At 69.7% G+C, this 20,607-nt stretch carries 16 protein-coding genes; 11 read left to right on the top strand and 5 right to left on the bottom strand.

Annotated elements, in window-relative coordinates:
* The first annotated feature begins 74 nt into the window (after positions 1-74).
* Both Q9Q40_11100 and Q9Q40_11095 read left to right on the top strand, forming a co-directional pair.
* Positions 75-3,767: a hypothetical protein gene (locus Q9Q40_11100; protein ID MDQ7007771.1), complete on the top strand. Its 3,693-nt coding sequence runs from the start codon at positions 75-77 to the stop codon at positions 3,765-3,767.
* Positions 3,768-3,868: 101 nt separating this feature from the next.
* Positions 3,869-4,621, top strand: a complete 753-nt coding sequence (locus tag Q9Q40_11095) for a serine/threonine-protein kinase (GenBank protein MDQ7007770.1) — start codon at positions 3,869-3,871, stop codon at positions 4,619-4,621.
* Positions 4,622-4,682: 61 nt separating this feature from the next.
* Here Q9Q40_11095 and Q9Q40_11090 read toward each other — a convergent pair whose 3' ends face one another.
* Positions 4,683-5,909 carry a VWA domain-containing protein gene (locus Q9Q40_11090; GenBank protein ID MDQ7007769.1) on the bottom strand — a complete coding sequence of 409 codons (1,227 nt, stop codon included), beginning with the start codon at positions 5,907-5,909 and terminating at the stop codon, positions 4,683-4,685.
* Between the two features lie 130 nt (positions 5,910-6,039).
* Between Q9Q40_11090 and Q9Q40_11085 the strand changes: the two genes are divergently transcribed.
* Together Q9Q40_11085 and Q9Q40_11080 are read left to right on the top strand one after the other, a co-directional pair.
* Entirely contained in the window at positions 6,040-8,487 is a 2,448-nt protein-coding gene (locus Q9Q40_11085; GenBank protein ID MDQ7007768.1) for an ATP-binding protein, read from the top strand.
* Between the two features lie 18 nt (positions 8,488-8,505).
* Positions 8,506-9,546 (top strand): lytic transglycosylase domain-containing protein, encoded by a 1,041-nt coding sequence (locus Q9Q40_11080; GenBank protein MDQ7007767.1) that lies wholly within the window; start codon positions 8,506-8,508, stop codon positions 9,544-9,546.
* Positions 9,547-9,671: 125 nt separating this feature from the next.
* Here Q9Q40_11080 and Q9Q40_11075 read toward each other — a convergent pair whose 3' ends face one another.
* The 4 genes from Q9Q40_11075 to nfi form a co-directional block, all read right to left on the bottom strand.
* On the bottom strand, positions 9,672-11,114 hold the full coding sequence (locus Q9Q40_11075) for a transglycosylase SLT domain-containing protein (protein ID MDQ7007766.1): 1,443 nt from the start codon (positions 11,112-11,114) through the stop codon (positions 9,672-9,674).
* 129 nt (positions 11,115-11,243) lie between these two features.
* On the bottom strand, positions 11,244-12,722 hold the full coding sequence (gene proS / locus Q9Q40_11070) for a proline--tRNA ligase (GenBank protein ID MDQ7007765.1): 1,479 nt from the start codon (positions 12,720-12,722) through the stop codon (positions 11,244-11,246).
* 66 nt (positions 12,723-12,788) lie between these two features.
* Complete coding sequence (locus tag Q9Q40_11065) at positions 12,789-13,406, bottom strand: protein-L-isoaspartate(D-aspartate) O-methyltransferase (protein MDQ7007764.1); 618 nt, start codon at positions 13,404-13,406, stop codon at positions 12,789-12,791.
* Positions 13,407-13,580: 174 nt separating this feature from the next.
* The gene (nfi, locus tag Q9Q40_11060; protein MDQ7007763.1) at positions 13,581-14,267 is read right to left on the bottom strand and encodes a deoxyribonuclease V; all 687 of its coding nucleotides are present in this window, start codon (positions 14,265-14,267) and stop codon (positions 13,581-13,583) included.
* Positions 14,268-14,376: 109 nt separating this feature from the next.
* Between nfi and Q9Q40_11055 the strand changes: the two genes are divergently transcribed.
* From Q9Q40_11055 to queA, 7 genes are read left to right on the top strand one after another with little or no spacing between them, the layout of a single operon-like run.
* A complete protein-coding gene (locus Q9Q40_11055) occupies positions 14,377-15,024 on the top strand; it encodes a hypothetical protein (GenBank protein ID MDQ7007762.1) in 648 nt (215 codons plus the stop codon).
* On the top strand, positions 15,024-16,010 hold the full coding sequence (locus Q9Q40_11050) for a patatin-like phospholipase family protein (protein MDQ7007761.1): 987 nt from the start codon (positions 15,024-15,026) through the stop codon (positions 16,008-16,010). Before Q9Q40_11055 ends, Q9Q40_11050 begins: the two co-directional genes overlap by 1 nt.
* Position 16,011: 1 nt before the next feature.
* On the top strand, positions 16,012-17,433 hold the full coding sequence (locus Q9Q40_11045; protein ID MDQ7007760.1) for a Mur ligase family protein: 1,422 nt from the start codon (positions 16,012-16,014) through the stop codon (positions 17,431-17,433).
* Positions 17,430-18,077, top strand: coding sequence for a hypothetical protein (locus tag Q9Q40_11040; protein ID MDQ7007759.1), 648 nt, complete (start codon positions 17,430-17,432; stop codon positions 18,075-18,077). The genes Q9Q40_11045 and Q9Q40_11040 overlap by 4 nt, the downstream gene beginning before the upstream one ends.
* Before the next feature lie 50 nt (positions 18,078-18,127).
* Complete coding sequence (locus Q9Q40_11035) at positions 18,128-18,838, top strand: radical SAM protein (GenBank protein ID MDQ7007758.1); 711 nt, start codon at positions 18,128-18,130, stop codon at positions 18,836-18,838.
* 3 nt (positions 18,839-18,841) lie between these two features.
* Positions 18,842-19,552, top strand: coding sequence for a 7-cyano-7-deazaguanine synthase QueC (queC, locus tag Q9Q40_11030; protein ID MDQ7007757.1), 711 nt, complete (start codon positions 18,842-18,844; stop codon positions 19,550-19,552).
* Positions 19,553-19,557: 5 nt separating this feature from the next.
* Positions 19,558-20,604: a tRNA preQ1(34) S-adenosylmethionine ribosyltransferase-isomerase QueA gene (gene queA, locus Q9Q40_11025; protein ID MDQ7007756.1), complete on the top strand. Its 1,047-nt coding sequence runs from the start codon at positions 19,558-19,560 to the stop codon at positions 20,602-20,604.
* Positions 20,605-20,607: the final 3 nt, after the last annotated feature.

The raw sequence follows: 20,607 nt of genomic DNA, 5'->3' as shown, positions 1-20,607 counted from the left end.
CTTGGGCGTACCTGGTGAGCACTGGATGCGGCCGGATCGCGGTCGGCATGCCCCCCCTCTTTCTGGAGCCCCCCATGTCCCTGCGCCGCCCCACCCCGACCACGGTACTGTGTCTCGGAGCCCTGCTCGCCGTCCTGCCGGCTGGACCGGCTGCCGCCCAGAGTGCGGCTCCCGCTCACGAGAAAGGCCCCCGCATCGTCGATCTGCGCCTCGGCGAGGAAGAGCAGATTCTGCGCCGGGAAGAGTGGTTTTTCGGGCCTCGGCGGGCAGGAACGGCTTCCAGCGAAGAGATGGCCCGCTATCGGCGGCTGGCGGTGGAAGAGACCCGCAAGGCGATCGCCCGGTACCGGGCCGAGCAGGCCCGGGGGGCGGCCGCGGCGCAGAACTTCTGGACATCGATGGGGCCTTCACCGTCCCGTTTCGGGGGCTGGGCCTTCGGCGATGTGGCCGGTCGCGTACCCGCCCTGGCGGCGGATTGGGCCGCGGGGACCCTCTATGCCGGCGCCGCTTCCGGCGGATTGTGGAAAACCACCAATGACGGCCTGAGCTGGCAGCAACTGCTCGACTCCGCCGGAACCCACACGGTGGGAGCCGTGGCCCTGGACCCCAACGATCCCTCGGTGCTCTGGGTCGGCACCGGTGAGAATACCGCCGGTTGCGAGAGCTACTTCGGCATCGGCATGCTCTACAGCGCCGATGGAGGCCTGACCTGGGAGACCCGCAACGGCAGCGGGGGGCAGACCCTCGAGGACATTTCCTCTTTCGCCAGTATCGTGGTCGATCCCCGGGATTCGAGCCATATCGTGACGGGAGGCCGACATCGCGGTTGTGTCAACGGCTCCTCCCTCTACAGCGGGATCTACACCAGCGACGACGCGGGCCTGCACTGGAGTCGTCGACTCGGCGGGGTGAGTGTCTACGAGATTCAGCAGGATCCCCAGGTCCGTGATACCTGGTGGGCTGCGACGAACCAGGGCCTCTACAAATCCACCGACGACGCCGTCACCTGGGTCCAGCAGACGGCCTCCGGTTTGCCCTCCAGCGACACGGGACGGACCGAACTGGCCGTCGCGCCTTCCGACGGCAACACGGTCTACGCCCTGTTCGCTGCGGGATCCGGTGGAAGCGCGGAGTTCTGGCGCACCACCGATGGCGGGGCGAGCTGGACGTTGCAGAGTGACGGCTCCGAGGCTTGCGACGGGCAGTGCTGGTACAACATGACCCTCGCCGTGGCCCCCGACGATCCGAACACGGTCATCCGCGGCACTGTCCACGTCTTTCGTTCCCTCGACGGCGGTGCCTCGTGGACCGACCTGAGCAACGCATGGGGATCGTCTCAGAAGGTGCACCAGGATACCCATTTCTTGCTGATGGATCCGGACAGTCCAGGTACTTTCTGGGTCGGCTGCGACGGCGGCGTGTGGAAGACCACGGACAACGGCGATACCTTCCTCAACCGCAACGGCAACATGAATATGACGCAGTTCTATGCCGTGGGAGTGCATCCCGACGACGGCGGCGTCATCTGCGGGGGCGCCCAGGACAACAGCTCCCTGGCGCGGACCGCGGACAACGTCTGGGACCTGCAGGCGGTCACCGGTGATGGCTTCGTCTGTCACGTCGATCCGGTCGATCCCGACTACAACTTCATCGCGTCCTATCCGTCCGGCGGCTACCCCAATGTCAGTCGTTCGGAAACCGGCATCCTCGGGTCGTTCCACGGTATCACCCGCGCTTCCAACGGGTTTGTCGGCGGAGATCGGATCAACTGGGTCACGCCCTACGTGCTCGATCCGGTGACTCCCAACATTCTCTACCTGGGGACCCACCGGGTCTACAAAACCACCGACCATGGCGACAACTGGACCCCGGTTTCGGGGGATTTGACCACCGGTACGGGCAACATCGTCGCCCTCGACGTCAACCGTTACTTTCCCGAGGTCGTCTTCGCCTCGACGACCGATGGACAGGTCTGGCGCAGCGTCGACGCGGGAGGCCGATGGGAAGACCTCTCCGCGGGCTTGCCTTCCCGCTCGATCCAGGATGTGGCGGGAGATCCCCTCGACCCCGACCGGGCGCTGGCCGTGGTCAGCGGATTCCACACCGCGCATCTTTGGGAGTGGAAGGCGGGGCGGGGTTGGGTCGCCCTGGGCGACGGATTGCCCAATGTTCCGGCCAACACGGTGCTGATGCTCACCGACAGTCAGGTCTACGTGGGTACCGACACAGGCGTATTCAAGAGTGTCGACGCGGGCGCCACCTTTCAGCCATGGATGAACGGCATGCCCGAGGGCCTGGTGATCGACGATCTGAAGTACAACCAATCCCTCGATCTGATCACCGCCGGCACCTACGGTCGCGGGGCCTGGCAGATCACCGTCGAGCCCCTGGGGCCGATCCTGCTCTTCGATTCCATCGAGCTGCCCCTGGTCGAGGTGGACGGCGACGGCGACGGTTCCGTCGAACCGGGGGAGACCTGGGAGGTGCGTCCCCGTCTGCGCAACGTGGGCAGCGACGTCGCGCTGGGAGTCCGGGCCCGACTGGGCACCACGACTCCCGGCGTCACGGTGCTCGAGCCGGTGGCGCAATCTTATGGTGACATCGCCGGCGGGCAGACCGGGGCGGCCGTCTCCCGTTACAGCTTCCTGGTCGAGCCGGATTTCCCCTGTGGCGAAGAGATCGTCTTCGACCTGCTGGAGATCACTTCGACCAACGGTCCAGGAAGTTATGCCGATCAGCTCGCCGCCTTCCGGGTGACGGTGGTCGATCATTTCCAGGAGCCCGTGATCACCACCCATTTCGACGACGACCAGGATCCTCAGCCCACCGGCGACTGGAGCCACGAGGCCATCGATCCCGGCTTCTGGAATTGCCGCCTGACCTATCAGGACCAGTGGCACGTCGACAGTCTGGACGCGCAGCATGGTCAGAGCTGGCTCTGCGGGAGCGGTCCGGGCTCCCCCTACGGGAAGGTGAACTACGCCTGGCTCTACCTCGGCGGGCGGGACTCGACCGGCGGGGCGGGCATCGATATTCCCGCCGACGCCCGCAGCGCCACCCTCACGGTGGTCCATCGCTACCAGACGACCTCCCCGCGTGACGGGGGCGAGGTGGTGATCGATGCCAGCCCGGACGGGCAGGACGTCTACGAGCCCCTGGTACCCGATGGCGGCTATGACGGAGACATCGAAGTCAATCGCTGCAACGGGTTGGAAGGCAAGGAGGCCTTCATGGGCGATTCGGGAGGGTGGGTGACCAGTACCTTCGACCTGAGCCCGTACATCGGCAGCAAGGTCTACCTGGCTTTCGTCTTCGGTTCGGACAACGCTCCGGACTCGGGCGATGGCTGGTGGATCGACCAGGTCACCGTGGAGTCCGAAAAGCAGGGGCCGCCCGTCTGCCAGGTCACTCTCTGGCCGGGCGAAGTGCCCGCTTCGGCGCTCTTCGAGAAGCTCGCCGGTGGTGACATCCAGGCCCGTTGGGACGACTCCTGCAATCTGGCGGAGCTGCCCGGCCAGACCTACTCCGTCGAGTCGGGCGATCTCGACCTCCTCGCCTCCGACGGTCTGCTGGACACCGCGCCGGTGGCCGGGCGCTGCGACCGTCTGTCGCCCGACGCCTTTACACCGGCGCCGGGCAACCGCTTCTTCCTGCTGGCGGCCAACGAGGGGGGGCGCCAGGGCGGCCTGGGGCGCGACGGCGCCGGCCTGAGCCGGCCCCATGCCGCCGGGGCCTGCGGGCGGCCCCGCGAGGCCGCCTGCCCCTGATCGGCGCGTGCCGCCGAGGTTCACCGGGTAGAATGCGGCGGAGGTCCGGCCTGCGCGGGTCGGGCGCCATCCTCCCGCGGGAGCGATGGAGGGAGTCCAGAGTGAAAGATGGGGCATGCTCCTCGGAAGTCGGGCGGGATGCCCTCGGCGCGGGTGGAGGACCTGTCCGGCGGGGGGGGCGTGGCGTCGCCGGGGTCGACCTGAAGGAACTGCACGCGGGGCGCCAGGGGGACTTGGTCTGCGGGAGGGCGCTGAAGGCCGATCTCTGGCTGGCCAAAGACCACGCGGGGCGCCTGGTGGTGGTCAAGGACTTTCGGCGCAAGCCCTGGCCCGGTCGCTGGTGGGGCTGGGTGCAGGTTCGCCGGGAGCGCGCTTTCCTGCGCCTGCTCGAGGATCTGGACTTCGTGCCGCGCTTGCTGGGCACGCCCCACCCCCTGGTGCTCGTGCTGGAATACGTCCCGGGCATTCTCCCCTGCCGACGCGGGCCGGGACCCTGGTCCCGGCCGACCCTCCAGCAGCTTCGTGAAAACCTGGAGCGGCTCCATCAGCGGGGAGTGACCCACAACGACCTGCGGGGGCGGGACAATCTGCTCTTCGACACCGAGGGGCGGCGTCTCGTGCTGCTGGACTGGGCGGCGGCCGTTCGGCTGCCGCCGGCCACCCTCCGGCATCGCCTTCTTTTCGGCCTGCTGCGCCAGGTCGACCGGTCCGCCTTCCTGAAGTGGAAGCTGGAACTCGGTCCCAGGACACTGAGCGACGAGGATCGTCGCTTCCTCCGGGCCTATCGTCGCTGGCGGAGACTCTGGCCGTTCAATCGCAAGGGCTTGGGCGATACGACCCTCGAGGGGCTCTGAGCGGGCGATCGAGGGCCCGCACGTCCCATGAACCAGCGAGTCGTCACCCTCATGATTGGGGTCAGTGGACGAAATAGCCCTCACGGGTGCGGACGGTGAGGCCCGGTCGGCCGACTCGCACCTCGATCGAGCGCCACGTCTCGCCGGGGCGCGGCGGCGGCGGCTTGTAGGCGATCGAGTACTGGTGACGCAGTTCTTCGAGAATGTCCCGGTAGACTCGCCCCAGCCGTCCGAGCCGCCGCAGCTTGAAGAAGCGGCCTCCGGTGCTGGTGGCCATGCGGGTCAAGGCTTCGGCATGGGTCATGCGGCCGCTGAAATCCTGCTCGTCGAGGTCGGCTCCCAGGCCGATGGTGAAGACCACCAGGTCGCTGTCATGGGCCTTGCGCACGGCCTCCCGGAGAGTATGGAACGATCCCGGCTCGAGCCCCGAAGCCGCCTCGTCCCGACCGTCGGAGAGGATCACCGCCACCTTGCGGGCCCGGGATCCCGCCGCCTGGAGCGCCTTCCCGGCGTCGAAGAGGGCGTCGTAGAGCGCCGTGCCGCCCCGGGCCTCGAGCCCTTCGATGGCCTCGATACTGGCTCGCCGGTCGGCATCGAGGGGCGTGATGATGCGGCTGCTCTCGTTGAAGGCCACGACGCTGACCCGGTCGCGTGGGGCGAGGGCGGCGACGAAGGCCTGCGCGGCCTTTTGCACCTCCCGGAGCTTGGGCCGCATGCTCAGGGAAGCGTCGAGCACCAGGGCCACGGCCAGGGCCGTCGGTTTGTCCCCCCAGCGGTCGATGGTCACTTCCCGGCCCCCGTCGAAGATCCGGAAATCGTCCTCCTCGAGTCCGGTGACGGTCTTGCCCTTGGCGTCGACGACGGTGACCGCCAGGTCCACCAGCCGCACGTCCACGGTGCCCACCCCCGCCGGCCGCAGGTCGACCGTGGTCGTCAGCTGCCGGTCCCCCTTCAGTCGGGCGATCACCTCGAGGGTTCGCGGGCCGAGTCGTTCTCCGGCGTCGATGGTCAGCCGCCAGGGCGGCTGACGCAGCACTCCCATGATCTCGCCGTCGAGGCGGATCTCGATCTGCTCGACGGCCGCATCGTCGACACCCATGGGCAGCAGGGAAACCACCGAAGGGCCGAGCATCAGATCGGTCGGCCGGGGGCGCAGGACGACGATGCGTTCCTCCTCCCCGAGGACCTGGGCGCCCGCGGGGACCAGCGAGAGGCTCGTGGCGATCAGCGCGAGCCACCCGCGTGCCCGGGGCAGGGACCGAAGGCAGCGGGGCGGGAAGGGGATCATGGGTTTTCCACACATAGGGGTCTTTCGCTTATCCTCGCACGTCCGGGAGGCCTGTCCACCTCCGGCGGGGTGGGCGCGGTCCGGGCAGAGGCGGTAGCATCCACCGGGGCATACCCCCCGGAGGTGAGTCTTGGGCGAACATATCGAGCAGCAAACCCGGTTGGCGGTCGATCAACTGCTCTGGCGGTGTCCTCGGGAGTGGCTGGATTTCGAGACTACCGCGGACCTCGGCGCCTGCGAAGAGATCTTCGGTCAGCCGCGGGCCGTGGCGGCCCTTCGCCTGGCTCTCCGGCTCCGTTCGCGGGGGTACAACGTTTTCGTCGCCGGACCCTCGGGCAGCGGCCGCACGCGCACCGTGCGCCGCATTCTGCGCCAGGAGGCCGGCAACGGGGAGGTACCCGACGATCTCTGCTACGTGATGAACTTCGAAGATCTCAAGGCCCCCCGCCTGATCCGCTTGCCGGCAGGCAAGGGCCGGGTGCTGCGGGAGGCCATGGCCACCGCGGCGGATCGCTTTCGGCAGGGGGTCGCGGCCCTCAGGGCCTCCGGGGATCATCGCCGGCGACGCGAGGGAGTGGCCAAGGATCACCTCGAAGAGCAGACCACCCTGCTGTCGGAGTTCCAGGACGAGGTCAAGGAAGAGGGCTTCGCCCTGGTGGAGGTCAATCTCGGGCCTTACCGGCGCCACGAGATCGCGCCGCTGGTAGACGGGCAGCCGGTGCCCTTCCACGAGTTGGCGGCCCTGGTCCGTGACGGCAAGATCGAGGAGGGGCAGGCCGATCACCTCCGGGAGCGTCATCCCGACCTGGCGGCCCGGCTGGCCCAGACCGCGGCCAAGTACAGGGCCATCTCCAGGGATCTCGAGCAGTCCCTGGCCGAGGCCGACAAGGACGCCGCCCGCCCCCTGGTCGACGAGGTGCTCGAAGAGATTCGCTCGGCCCTGGCGCTGGCGACCGGCCTTCGGCCCCAGCTCGACGAGTATCTCCAGCAGGTCGGGCAGTACCTGATCGCCGTCTTCCCTCTGCTTTTCGCCGCCGGTGAGCACGTGGCCTCCGAGGCGGACTCCGCCGAAAGCGCCGTGCCGGATCCCCTGGCGGCCTTGCGGGTCAACGTGATCGTCGACCGCACGGGACAGAAGGGGCTGCCGATCATCGAGGAGGCGAATCCCACCGCCGCTCGCCTGTTCGGTTTCATCGAGGTCCAGCGCAGCCCGGAAGGGGAAGTGCGCGCCGACCTGGCGGGAATCCATGGCGGCGCGATGCACATGGCCGACGGGGGCTTCCTGCTGCTCAACGCCCACGATCTCCTGCAGGAAGACGGGGCCTGGGCCGGGCTCAAGCGGGTCCTGCGCACCGGGCGCCTGAGCGTGGCGGGCAACACCCCCGAGGGGGCCGCGCCGCTGGTTCCCGAAGCCGCCCCGATCGACGCCACGGTGATCCTGGTCGGTACGCCGGCGCTGCGTGAACTGGCCGCCGCCGAAGACGAGGAGTTCAGCAAGCTCTTCAAGGTGGTTTCGGTGTTCGAAGAGCGAGTGCCGCTGTCTCGCCCGGTGGTCTCTTCCTACGCCTGCTTCCTGGCCCACGTGATCCAGGAGGAGGACCTGCTGCCCCACGGAGCCGATGCGGTGGCGCGGATTCTCGAGACCATGGTGCGCGTGGCGGGCGGACGGGGCAAGTTGGCCTCCCACCTCCGGCTGTTCACCGACCTGGCCCGGGAGTCGTCCCTGGTCGCGACGGAGATGGGCAGTGACGTGGTGCGCCGTGAGCATGTCGAGCGCACGCTGCTCGATCGCCGGCAGCGCTCCGGCTTCCTCTCAAGCCGGATCCTCGAGTCCATCGACGAGGGTCTCCTGCTGCTCGAGACCGAGGGCGCCGTGGTCGGGCAGGTCAACGCCCTGGCCGTGGTGGAGACGAGTCTCGAGACGTTGGGCTATCCCGTGCGGGTGACCGCCACCACCGCCGTGGGACGTTCGGGAATCATCGACATCGAGCGGGAGGCGGAACTCTCGGGCGAGATCTACACCAAGGCATCCCTGATCCTCGGCGGTTATCTGCGCTCGCGCTTCGCCCAGCGCCACCCGCTGGCCATCACGGCCAGTGTCTGCTTCGAGCAGTCCTACGGCGGGGTGGAGGGCGATTCGGCCTCCAGCGCCGAGCTGGCGGCCCTGCTTTCTTCTCTCGGGGACGTTCCCCTGCGCCAGGATCTGGCCGTTACCGGTGCCGTGGATCAGCACGGCCACGTGCTCGCGGTGGGCGGCATCAACGAGAAGGTCGAAGGCTTCTGGAAAGTCTGCCGTCAGCGGGGACTGACCGGAACCCAGGGAGTGGTGATTCCCGCCACGTCCCGCCAGAGCCTGCAACTCGACCCCGAGGTGGTGGAGGACGTCGCGGAGGGACGCTTCCACGTCTACGCCGTGGAGACCGTCGAACAACTCGTGGAGCTGCTGATGGGGGTTCCCCTGGGGGGCGTCGATGAAGAGGGCCGCTGGGAGAAGGACAGCCTGGGGGCGAAGATCGCCGAGCGCCTCGAGGAGATGGCCCGCATTCTGCAGAATTTCAGCACTGGCGTCGGTGACTGATCCCGGGGAGGACATGCCATGACAGCCAAGGGGGCAACGGTTGCCCTGGGACTCGGTGCGGTCTTCCTGGCAGCCTTCGCGGCGACCCAGGTCGCTCAGCGGCCCACGCAGACCGTGGGCTGGACGGAGATGGGTGAGGGCCCCGGAGGCGCCGCCCCGGCACCGGCCTCGGTGGGTGATCTGCAGGCCCAGATCCACGAGATCCAGCGCCAGCTCCCCGGAGCCCCGGCCCTCGCCCTCGCGCGGCTCGAGGTGCCCGGGGCCGCTGAATTCTGCGGGCACCCGCTCCCCCTCGACAGGCCCGAAGTGCGCGAGGCGCTGGCCTACGAGCTGCTGCTGACCGCCGGGCGACCGATGATGCCCATGCTCTGGATGCGTCGGTCGCCCCGGGTGCTGCCGATGATCGAGGAGAAGCTCGCCGCGGCCGGCCTGCCCGACGACCTGAAATACGTGGCGATGATCGAGTCCGATCTGCGGGAAACCGTGCGTTCTCCCGCAGGGGCCGAAGGCCTGTGGCAGTTCATGCGCGGCACCGCCCGGCGTTACGGGTTGCGGGTCGATCGCTACCTCGACCAGCGACGATCCCCGGAAGTCGCCACGGACGCCGCGATCGCCTACCTCCGGGACCTGGAAGAGGAATTCGGCGACTGGTTTCTCGCCCTGGCGGCCTACAACTCGGGCGAGCAGACCGTCAGGCGGGCCCTCGAGGACGCCGGCACCGATGACTACTTCAGTCTCTACCTGCCGGCAGAAACCCGGCGCTACGTGCCGCGCCTGGTGGCGGCGAAGATCATCACTTCCTCGCCTGAAGCCTATGGGCTGGTTCGCCTGGCTCCCTACAACAACCCCCGCTACCGCATCGTCGAGGTTCGGGTGCAGCGCTCACGGGCCGATCTGCGCAAGCTGGCCGCCGAGCATGGCCTGAACTACGCGGCCTTGCGGCTGGCCAACCCGCAGGTACGTTCCTCCTGGTTGCCGCGGGGTGTCCACCGCCTGCGCGTGCCGCTGGCTTCCCGGGCCACCGGCCCCGGCACCGCGGAAGACCACGGCGCGCCCTAGCCGCCCGCTCCAAAAGCCTCTTCCGCAGGGGGCCTCGAGCTTCCCCCCGGGGCGCTGAGCCTGGATCCCGGCCCCCCCGCATCGAGGCCCCCCTGCCCACGGACGGCCGGGGGTGCGTGGCGCCCTCAGTGGGTGGACGCGGACAGGCCGGTGGATGACTCGGCGGCGGTGGTGAAGCGGTCAAAGATCGCCAGCACGCGGGCCACGTAGCGCTGAGTGGTCCGGCCGCGGGCGCGACCATGGGGCAGGCGATCGGCGACGGCGGGATCCTCGAGGAGGGGAAGCACCTCCTCCACGCCGCCCTGCCAGCGGTCCGGGTTCAGGCCGTTCATGGCGGCCAGTGCGCGGGCGTCCTGGAGATGACCGTAACCCATGTTGTAGGCGGCGAGGGTGAAGGCCAGCCGGTCGGGAGTGGGTACGTTGTCGAACAGGCCGTAGAGCCAGCTCAGCAGGGAGGCTCCCGCGGCAACGTTCTGCGCGGGATCGAAGGGATCTTCGGCGCCGTAGGTGCGCGCCACCCGGGGCATGATCTGCAACAGGCCCATGGCGCCCTGGGACGAGATCTCCCAGCGGTCGTAACCGCTTTCGGCGAAGGAGAGGGCCGCCAGCAGGCGCCAGTCGAAGCCGATCCGGTCGGCCTCGCGGCGGAAGAGGCTGTCGTAGGGCGAGAGACTGGGACCGCCGTCACGGAACACCGGACGTCTCCAGGCCCTCAGGCGCAGGGGGTTTTCCAGGTAACGCTGGCGCAGACGCGCGAGAAACCCGCTGCGCCGCATGTCTTCGAGCCAGCCGTCGAGTTCGGCACCCAAGGCCTGGGCGTCGGGATGGATCGCCCAGCGCACGGGCAGGCTGGGGGGCAGGGGACGGCTGATCTCGAGGGGCTTGTAGACCGCCTGCTCGAGCCGGGCGCGGCTTTCGTCCATGACGACCAGGGCCCAGCGCCCCGTGGCGGCGCCGAGAGCCAGCTCTCCGGTGCCGATATGGGGGGGGGCTCGCTGGATCTCGATCTCTCCGTCCAGGCTTCGGCGCCACGCCATCGCCTGTCCCTCGAGGGCGCTGTGGCGGCGCACGGTGAGTCGGCGGCCGGCCAGGTCTTCGATGCGGGTGATGCCGGCGGCCCGGCGGCCGATCACCACGGGTTGGGCGATTTCGAAGGCCGTCGTCCATGCGACGCGGGCCAGGACCGGGCGGGGGCCGGAATCGGAGGTGGCCACCAGGTCGACCTCGCCGCGGGCAAGTCGGGCGAGGGCGGCGGCGGGGCTCGGGGGGACGGTCACGCGCAGCTCCACCCCCAGGCGTGTGGCAAAGGCGCGCGCCATGTCGAAGGCCAGGCCTTCGGCGCGCCCTCGGCGGAATTCGTAGTCCAGTTCGTCTCGCTCGAGTGCCACCCTGAGCTCACCGGCGCGGCGAATGGCGTCCAGGTCCCGCCCCGGCAGGGCGCGGGGGGCCGGGGGTTCGACGGAAGGGGTCTGCGGGGGCAGGCAGATCGTCAGCGCGACAAAGACCAGCGCCGTTGCGGCTCCGGTCAGAGCCGCCAGCGAAACGAGCCTATGGGATCGGTTACTCATGGCTCCCGCAGAGTCTACCGCGATCGGCCCCAAGCGCAGCCCTTGACATGCGGGCGCCGAAGTGCTCTGCGAACGGGCGGCCCCGGGCGAACGATTCCGGGAGGAAGGATGTCGCCGGGCGGCCGGGTCTCAGTAGGCGCGGGCGAAGTAGACCCGTCGGCGGGCCGGTCTGCCCGACTTGACGCAGGGACCGGGGTCGTCGGGCTCGTCGAAGGCGATCAGTCGTACCGTGGCCTTGGTCTCGGCCTGGATCGCCTCCTCCACCGCGTCTTCTTCGCAGAAACGGGCCCGGATGAAACCACCTTTTTCGATTTCCTCGCAGAAGGCGTCCCAGGTGTCGACTTCCCGGGTCATGGCGGCCCGGCGATCGAGGGCCTGCTGGAAGAGCTGTTGCTGAATCTCTTCGAGGGCGGTCGTCACGGCACCGGCGGCGCCGTCGAGGGAGAAGGGGGTTTTGCTGCGGTCGGTACGGCGCACCGCCATGACCTGGCGCTTGTCCAGGTCCCGCGGACCGAGTTCCAGGCGCAGGGGCACACCCTTGAGTTCCCAGTCGGCGTACTTGAAGCCCGGGTTCACGTTGTCTCGTTCGTCGAGGCGGGCGGCGACGCCGGCGGCGCGCAATGCCGCCAGCAGCGTCCGTCCCGCCGCCACGGTCGCCTCCCGCTGCTCGTCGTTGCGCCAGATGGGGACGATGACCGCCTGGATCGGCGCGACACGGGGGGGGAGCACCAGGCCGTCGTCATCGGAGTGGCACATCACCAGGGCACCGATCAGCCGTGTGGACACCCCCCAGGAGGTGTTCCAGACGTGTTCCCATTGCCCTTCCGAGTTCTGGTAGCGCACATCGAAGGCCTTGGCGAAGTTCTGGCCCAGATCGTGGGAGGTGCCCGCCTGCAGGGCCTTGCCATCCTGCATCAGGGCCTCGATGCAGTAGGTGTCCATCGCTCCGGCGAACTTCTCCCGCGGCGTCTTGACCCCGGTCAGCACGGGGACCGCCAGGTATTCCTCGGCGAAGCGGCGGTAGACCTCCAGCATGCGCAGGGTTTCTTCCTTGGCTTCTTCATGGGTTGCGTGGGCGGTGTGGCCCTCCTGCCAGAGAAACTCGGTGGTGCGCAGGAACAACCGGGTGCGCATTTCCCAGCGGACGATGTTGGCCCACTGGTTGAGCAGCAGGGGCAGGTCGCGCCAAGACTGGATCCACTTGGAGAACATCGAGTAGATGATCGTCTCGGAAGTGGGGCGGACGATCAGCTCCTCCTCGAGGCGGCTTTCAGGGTCGGGGACGACCCGGTCCTTGCCCTCCGCGTCGGTGGCCATCAGCCGGGTGTGGGTGATGATCGCGCATTCCTTGGCGAACCCTTCGACGTGCTCGGCTTCCTTGGAAAGAAAAGACTTGGGTATGAACAGGGGGAAGTAGGCGTTTTCGTGGCCGGTTTCCTTGAACATGCCGTCGAGAATCCGCTGCATGTTCTCCCACAGGGAATAGCCGTGGGGACGGATCACCATGCAGCCCTTGACCGGGCTGTAGTCCGCCAGGGTACTGCGCAGAACCACGTCGGTATACCAGCGAGAGTAGTCGGTCGCGCGGGGCGTGATGTCCTTGGCCACTTCAACGGCTCCTGGCGCTGCCCGGCGGGCGGGGCGGCGCGGGAAAGTCGGGATTCTATCGTGCTTCTACTCTTGCCGCCGCTGGGCCTCGCCGGTCATCGGCACGAATCGGACGCCCCCGTAGGCCTGGCGGGAGATGGTGCCGTCCTCGGACTTGCTGATCACGACCAGCTCCTGGTGCGTCTCGCCGACGGGAATCAGCAGGCGTCCGCCGGGGGCGAGCTGCTCGATCAGCGGTTCGGGGACCTCGCCGGGAGCGGCGGCGACGATGATCAGGTCGAACGGGGCATGTTCCGGCCAGCCCGCGTAGCCGTCTCCGCAGCGGACGACCACCTTGTCGTAGCCCAGGCGGGCCAGGCGCCGGCGTGCCTCGGCGGCCAGCTCGGGGAGGATCTCGATGGTGTAGACCTGGTCGACGATCTCGGCCAGGACCGCGGCCTGGTAGCCCGATCCCGTACCCACGTCGAGGGCTTTCTTGCCCGGAGCGGCGCGAGCGAGCTGGGTCATCAGGGCCACCATGTAGGGCTGGGAGATGGTTTGCCCGTGACCGATGGGCAGGGGCGAGTCCCGGTAGGCGCTGGCGGCCAGGTCGGGAGGCACGAAGAGGTGCCGGGGCACCCGGGCCATGGCTGCGAGTACGGCCTCGTCGGTGATATCCCGCGCCCGTAACTGCTGTTCGACCATCTCTTCCCGCAGGCGCCGGTAGTCGCCTTCATCGAGGGGTCGGGCCCCCGACGCGCAGGAGGCCAGGCCCACGGTCAGCAGCAACATCAGCCCACACGCCATGACGTTCATCCGGATCTCCGGCTTCCGCACTCCTCGCCGCCTCACCACCGAGGATGCCGAAGTGCCCACATGTTATCCCGGAACGTCCGCCCGCAGGCGGCTGACTTCCAGGTGGGCCAGGCGGGTCGGTTCCGGCAGGCGGTAGCGCGGCGCCCAGCGGCGGACCAGTTTCTGGGCCGTGATCAGGCTGACGCGATGGCCCACCGAGACGAAGACCGGACGGCTGCCCGCGCGGGTGCGCAGGACCCGGCCGATCACCTCGCCCTTGTGGCGCAGAGCCGTCGAACTGCCCCGCCGTGGCCCGGGCTCGCGGTACTCGCCGACCAGCAGGCTCTTGGCTACCCCCACCGTGGGCAGGTCGAGGGCCACTCCCAGGTGACAGGCCAGGCCGAAGCGCCGGGGATGGGCGCGGCCGTGGCCGTCGCAGAGCAGGAGTTGGGGGGGATGGCGCATCGATGCCAGGGCCTCGATCACTCCCGGCCCCTCGCGGAACGAGAGAAAGCCCGGCACGTAAGGCAGTGTCACCCGCGCCGCGGCCCGCCCGACTTCGATCACCCGACCCGAACGAGCCTCGAGGCTGACCACGGCGGCGTAGAAGATTTTCCGCCGGTGGTCGTAGGAGAGATCGGCGCCGCCCACTACCTCGATCGTCTCGAGGCGGTCGGTTTCGTCGACCCGGGCGGCGAGGCGCCGCTGGAGAGCGGCGGCCCCCGCCAGGGTGGGGGGGAAAAAGGCGCGCCACGTTTGGTCGGAAGCCATCGGCTTGCATGCTCGGACCGCCATGTACTGCAGTCAAGCGTGGATCATGCATAATTCGGGCAGCAGGCAGTAGTGGCGATCCGCGATCGGCGTCTCGTCGGAGGAAACGATGGACTTGCGCAGCCTGGTGACCATGGCCGGCCTGCTGCTCGCCGGGATCGCCTTGGCCGCGATTCTGGCCGGTCCGAGCACCCAGGAGCTTGAAGACGTGGCCCAGCAGTGGTTCCGCGACCTGCAGCAGCGCGATTTCGACGATCTGGCGCACTACGATCTGCACGCTCCGGCCGAACGCAGCGGGCGGGACTTCGAGGCCTGGAAGCGGCGGATCGGGACTCTTCTCGACACCTACGAGCGCCAGCGGGATCAGGGCAGCTTCGAGCCGGACCCCGAGGGCCGGATGATCGCCCGGGCGGCCATGCTGGGGGCCGGCACCTACTGGGAGACGGTGGCCGTCCGCGGGGGGCGGGACGCCCCGGTGCTGCGGATCCACCTCAATTTCGGCTACGGCGAAATCTACTACGGCGATCTGCCCCGGGGAGCCACGGTGTACCTGATGGGCTGGCCCCTGGGCAAGATGTACGCGATTCGCCTGGGAACGGGGGAGGCCCGCAGGATGACGATTCTCGACCACCTGGACATGGATCTTCATTTCCGGCGGGTGCCGCCCGCCGTTGCGGGCGATTCGCGCTACAAGGTCGAGCGTCTGGAGTGGATCGAATCCAGCGCCGAGTACCGTACGGTGGAGTGGCTCTTCTGATGGGGTCCCCGCATCCGCGGGGCTGGTGGCCCGGTTTGCGGCCCCGCCTCGGGGTCGCTCTCGGTGGTGGCGCCGCCCGGGGGCTGGCTCACCTGGGCGTGCTGCAGGTCTTGGAGGAGAACGGCCTGGCTCCCGCTGCGGTGGCCGGGACCAGCATCGGGGCCCTCTTCGGCAGCCTGTGGATGGTGGAGGGCAGCGCCCGCAGCGCCGCCGATCGGGTGGCCGCCTTCGTCGCTTCCGACGACTATCGCCGGACCCGGGTGGAATTTCTCAAGCCCGCCCCGGACGAGGGGGGCTGGGCGGACTCCCTGGGCGAGGCCGTGCGAAGGGGCATCGTCCTGAGCTGGACCTACTTCAAGGAATCCTTCGTCTCCGAGGACGACTTCCGCCACAACGCCGAGGCCCTGCTCCCCGACTGCCGTATCGAGGACCTGCCCCTGCCGTTCTGCGCGGTGGCCACAGACCTGTGTTCGGGCGCGTCGGTCTTCTTTCGTCGGGGCTCGTTGCGCGAGGCCGTGCTGGCCTCGGGGGCCGTGCCGGCCCTGATGCCGCCGCGGCGGATCGGCGGGCGGCTGCTGGTGGACGGCGTCGTCAGCGAGAAGGTGCCGACCCGGGCCCTGCAGGCCATGGGAGTGGATGTGGTCGTGGGAGTGGACGTCTCCGCGGACGAGGAAGATCTGCCCGCGCCGCAGGATCTGGACTCGGGAGCCGAGATCCTCGCCCGGGCCAAGCGCATCACCGAGGCGCACCTGCGGGCTTCCCGCCTGGCCCTGTGCGACCTGGTGATCCGTCCGAAGGTCGGTTCGTTTCACTGGCTCGATTTCAGCGGTGCGATGCCGGCGGTGGAAGAGGGACGCCGGGCGATGGAAGAGGCCCTGCCGATCTTGCGGCGGATCCTGGCGCGTCGGCGCTGGTGCCCGCCCCGGCATGACGCCCGCCGGCTCGAATCGCGGGGGCTGTTCGGCCGGCCGGCCGAGGAGGTTTGAGATGGGGCGCTGGCCCGCGTCGTGGCCCGAAGAGGCCTACTTCATCGGCATCGGCGGCATTGCGATGGTTTCCCTGGCCCGGGTTCTCGCTCGCCGCGGGGTGCGCGTCAGGGGCTGTGACAACGCCCTCTACCCCCCCGCATCCCTGCTGTTGGCCGACGCCGCCATCGATTGCGCCGTTCCCCCCACGCCCGAACACCTGGGTCGGGGCGATCCCCTGGTGGTGGTGGGCAATGCGATCTCGCGGGGGCACCCGGTGCTCGAGCGGGCCCTGGAGCGGGGCCTGGCCCTGGCCTCGCTGCCGGAGGTGATCGAAAGGCTTCTGATTCCCGGACGGCGGGTCACGGCCGTGGCGGGCACCCATGGAAAGACCACCACCGCGGCCCTGCTGAGCTGGATCCATGCCTCCTGCGGTCGCGATCCCGGCTTTCTCGTCGGCGGCCTGCTGGAAAACTTCGGCGAGGGAGCGCGCCTGGGCGGGGGCGAGGATCTGATCCTGGAAGCCGACGAATACGACAGCGCCTTCTTCGACAAGGGGCCCAAGTTCCTCCACTACTGGCCCCGGATCGTGGTTCTCGGGGCGGTGGAGTTCGACCACGCGGACATCTACGCCGACCTGGAGGCGGTGGAGACGGCCTTCTCCCTCCTGTTGCGCTTGCTGCCTGCCACCGGGGTGCTGGTGGCCAACGGCGACGATGCCCGGGTGCGTCGCCTGGCCGCCGAAGCGCGCTGTCCGGTGCGCTGGTTCGGCGAGGACTCCGCGGCGGACCTGCGGGCGGTGGATCGTCGGGACCACCCGGCGGGACAGGACTTCCAGGTCTACCGCGGGTCCCGGCGCATCGCGGGTGTCCGCTTCCCCCTGCCCGGCGAGCACAATGCCCGCAACGCCCTGGCCGCCCTGCTGGCTTTCGAGGCGGCGGGCGGCGACCTGGTGGCGGGCGCCCGCGCCCTGCCCACTTTCCTGCCGCCGCGGCGGCGACTGGAAAGGCTCGGCCGCAAGGGCGGCGCCCGCTTCTACGACGACTTCGCCCACCATCCCTCCGCCGTGGCCCAGACCCTGGAAGCGCTGCGGGCGATGGGGCCCGGCCGGGTGACCGTCTGTCTCGAGCCGCGCTCGAACACGATGGTGCGTCGCCTGGTCCACGAGCCCCTCGAGCGGGCCCTGGCCCTGGCCGACCGGGTTTTCATCGCGCCGGTGGACCGCCCCGAGCGCATGGCGCCGGAAGAACGCCTGGACGTGGCGGCCCTGGCAGCCGCCCTTCGGGCGCGGGGCGTCGAGGCCGAGGCTCCCGTCTCACCCGACTCCATGGCGGCCAGGCTGCTCGAGGACCTGCAGGAAGGAGACCGTGTCGTGCTGATGTCCAACGGAGCGTTCGGCGGGCTGGCCGACAGGCTCCGGCGCTCCCTGGAGGCCGGGCCATGAGCGCGGCCGCCGGCCTGGTGGCCATCGACGGCTGCGCCTTCGATGAACTGCTCGAGGGGCTGGCCGGGGCCTTCGTCGATGGACGCCGTCGAGTCCTTCTGCGCCTGGCCGGTCGGGAAGGCTTCGAGGAGGAAGAGTTGAGACGGGAGCTGGTGGCCTTCTCCGGGCTCGAATGCCCGGCCCGCGAGCCGGATGTGGGGCTGGTGGTCTCCCGCTGCCGGGGAGCGGCCTGCGCCCTCTTCGGTGAGTGCCCCCTGGTGCGGGAAGGCCCCGGCGATCTCCACGACTGCGCCACGGGTCGGCTGGTGGCCTCCCTGGTCGAGCGCTGGCGGCGGAACGTCGATCCCTGCCCCTGTCCCGGCTTCGACGACCTGGCGTCGGCCGTCGAGAGCATGCTGGAGGGAGTCGGCATCCACGCCGCGTCGGCGCCGCCCCGGGCCCGGACCTCCCTGGCCCTGGTGGACCTGGCCCGGCAGCGGGGGAGCCTGCCGGGGCTGGCCGGGCCCTTCCTGCGCGTCGGCGAATTCGAGCAACTCGCCGCTTTCATGCCTCCGGGCGCCACCCGGGACCATCCCGGCTTGGCGCCCGTGGAGGCCTGGCTGAGGCGGGTCGCTTCGGAAGAAGCCGCCGTGGTCGAACTGTAGAATGGCGCGGCCGCCCGCGACCGGCGGGCCGGGAAACATGGAGTGCGGGGATGACCAGGGCTTTGGGCAGCGCCTGGAAGGCGCGGGCCGGCGAGAGCTGGGAGAAGGCGCGATCGCGGCGGCTGCGGGTCGCCGAGACCTTCGTCTCGCTCCAGGGGGAGGGCAGCCGGGTGGGCCGCCCCACGGCTTTCGTGCGCCTCACCGGTTGCGCCCTGCGCTGTCGATGGTGTGACAGTGCCTTCGCCTTTTACCAGGGTCGCTGGCGCGGGCTCGACGAGCTGGAAGCCGAGATCCTCGCCAGCCGGGTCGGCAGGGTCTGCATGACCGGCGGTGAACCCCTGCTCCAGCCGTCGGTGATCCCCCTGGTGCGGCGCCTGGCCCGGGACCACGGTCTCGATGTGGTGCTCGAGACCGGCGGAGACCAGGACATCTCGGTGGTGCCGGAGGAAGCGGCGGTGGTCATGGACATCAAGCTGCCCGGTTCCGGCATGGCCGGCACTTTCGACGAGGCCAACCTGGGTCGCTTGCGGGTGCGGGACGAGGTCCGCCTGGTGGTGGCCGATCGGCGGGACTACCTGGTGGCCCGGGACTACGTGGCCCGGCTGCGGCGGACTTTTACCGGCGAGATCCTGCTGGGTGCGGTCTGGGACGAGCTGGAGCCCGGGACGCTGGCCCGGTGGGCGCTGGACGACGGGCTGGACGTGCGCCTGCAGGTGCAGCTCCACAAGATCCTCTGGCCCGGGGCCGAGAAAGGGGTCTGAGGAGTGACGGGTGGAACGGTGCAGGGCGGGCTGGCCGTCGTGCTGGTCTCCGGTGGGCTGGACTCCTGCGTGACGGCGGCCGTCGCGGCCCGGGAGCATCGCCTGGCGCTGCTCCACGCCACCTACGGCCAGAAGACCGCCACCCGGGAGCGCCGGGCCTTCGAGGCGCTGGCCGACCACTTCGGCGTCAGCGCCGACCGGCGGCGGGTGCTCGATCTGGGCTTTCTCGGGGCGCTGGGCGGTTCGGCGCTCACCGACGAGGCGATGGCCGTTCCGCGGGGCGCACCGGGGGAGGGCATACCGGTGACCTACGTCCCTTTTCGCAATGCGCACCTGCTGGCCGCGGCGGTGTCCTGGGCCGAGGTGCTGGGTGCGGGCTCGGTGTGGATCGGCGCGGTGGAGGAAGACAGTTCCGGTTACCCCGATACCCGGCGCGCTTTTCTCGACGCCTTCGAGAAGGCCGTACAACTCGGAACGGCCTGCGGGCAAGGCCTGGTGATTCGCTCGCCCCTGGTAGAGCTGAGCAAGGCGCAGATCGTGCGCCGGGGCCTGGAACTGGGAGCGCCGCTGGAGCTGACCTGGTCCTGCTACGTCTCGGAGGACCTGGCCTGCGGCGAGTGCGAGTCCTGCTGGCTGCGGCTGAAGGGTTTCGCCGAGGCCGGTGTGTCCGACCCGCTCGCCTACCGCCACGGACCCGGCGGCGCGGGGAAGTGATTTCCGTGCGCGTGGGCGACTTCGATTATCACCTTCCCGTGGGGCAGATCGCGCAGCAGGCGGCGACCCCGCGCCATGCGGCGCGGATGCTCGTGCTCGAGCGTGGCGCAGACTGTCCGCCGCGGCACCGCAAGGTCGCCGATCTGCCGGGTGAACTGAGTGCCGGTGATCTTCTGGTGGTCAACAACACCCGGGTCGTGCCGGCCCGGTTGCTGGCCCGCAAGCCCAGCGGAGGTCGGGTCGAGGTCTTCCTCCTCGAAGCTCTCGATGCCGGGCGACGTCACTGGCGGGCCCTGCTGGGTGCCTCGCGGCGGCCGGTCGAGGGGAGCCGGGTCCGGGTCGCGGAAGACTTCGAGGTGGAAATCGTCTCGTACCTGGACGGAGTCGTGGAGGTGCGCCTGGTGGGGGATGCGGCGCCCGACGCACTGATCGATCGTCACGGCCGCCCGCCGCTGCCGCCCTACATTCGACGGGCCCCGGACGACCCCCGCCTGGAGGACGACCGCCGGCGCTACCAGACCGTCTTCGCCCGCCGCGCGGGCGCGGTGGCGGCGCCCACCGCGGGGCTGCACTTCAGCGGGGAGTTGCTCGCCGATCTGCGCCGCCGGGGTGTCGAGGTGGCGGAGATCACCCTGCACGTGGGCGAGGGGACCTTCCGGCCGCTCGAGGTCGACCGCCTCGACCAGATCCAGCTGCACGCCGAGCGATACGAGGTGCCGGCGGAGACCAGCCGGGCGATCGCCGCCGCCCGCCGGCGGGGGGGGCGGGTGGTGGCGGTGGGCACCACGGTCGTCAGGGCCCTCGAATCCCGGGCCCCCGTCGGGGAGGGCGTGCCGGGACCCGGGGGCGCGCAGACCCGGCTGTTCATCGCGCCGGGCTTCGCCTTCCGCTATGTCGACGCCCTCCTGACGAACTTCCACCTGCCCCGTTCCAGCCTGCTGATGCTCGTCGCCGCTTTCGCCGGTCGTGAGCGGGTGCTCACCGCCTACCGCCTGGCGGTGGACGCGGGGTACCGTTTCTATTCCTACGGCGATGCCATGCTGGTGCTGTGACCG

Source organism: Acidobacteriota bacterium, assembly GCA_030949985.1.
Classification (GTDB): domain Bacteria; phylum Acidobacteriota; class Polarisedimenticolia; order J045; family J045; genus JALTMS01.
This window is presented reverse-complemented; position numbering and strand designations above follow the sequence as displayed.

What these genes read in the sequence shown, in the direction of transcription:
- Q9Q40_11100 (MDQ7007771.1), top strand. Translation starts at nt 75, where the DNA reads ATGTCCCTGCGCCGCCCCACCCCGACCACGGTACTGTGTCTCGGAGCC.
- Q9Q40_11090 (MDQ7007769.1), bottom strand. Translation starts at nt 5,909, where the DNA reads ATGATCCCCTTCCCGCCCCGCTGCCTTCGGTCCCTGCCCCGGGCACGC.
- Q9Q40_11080 (MDQ7007767.1), top strand. Translation starts at nt 8,506, where the DNA reads ATGACAGCCAAGGGGGCAACGGTTGCCCTGGGACTCGGTGCGGTCTTC.
- Q9Q40_11075 (MDQ7007766.1), bottom strand. Translation starts at nt 11,114, where the DNA reads ATGAGTAACCGATCCCATAGGCTCGTTTCGCTGGCGGCTCTGACCGGA.
- Q9Q40_11065 (MDQ7007764.1), bottom strand. Translation starts at nt 13,406, where the DNA reads ATGGTCGAACAGCAGTTACGGGCGCGGGATATCACCGACGAGGCCGTA.
- nfi (MDQ7007763.1), bottom strand. Translation starts at nt 14,267, where the DNA reads ATGGCTTCCGACCAAACGTGGCGCGCCTTTTTCCCCCCCACCCTGGCG.
- Q9Q40_11055 (MDQ7007762.1), top strand. Translation starts at nt 14,377, where the DNA reads ATGGACTTGCGCAGCCTGGTGACCATGGCCGGCCTGCTGCTCGCCGGG.
- Q9Q40_11050 (MDQ7007761.1), top strand. Translation starts at nt 15,024, where the DNA reads ATGGGGTCCCCGCATCCGCGGGGCTGGTGGCCCGGTTTGCGGCCCCGC.
- Q9Q40_11045 (MDQ7007760.1), top strand. Translation starts at nt 16,012, where the DNA reads ATGGGGCGCTGGCCCGCGTCGTGGCCCGAAGAGGCCTACTTCATCGGC.
- Q9Q40_11040 (MDQ7007759.1), top strand. Translation starts at nt 17,430, where the DNA reads ATGAGCGCGGCCGCCGGCCTGGTGGCCATCGACGGCTGCGCCTTCGAT.
- Q9Q40_11035 (MDQ7007758.1), top strand. Translation starts at nt 18,128, where the DNA reads ATGACCAGGGCTTTGGGCAGCGCCTGGAAGGCGCGGGCCGGCGAGAGC.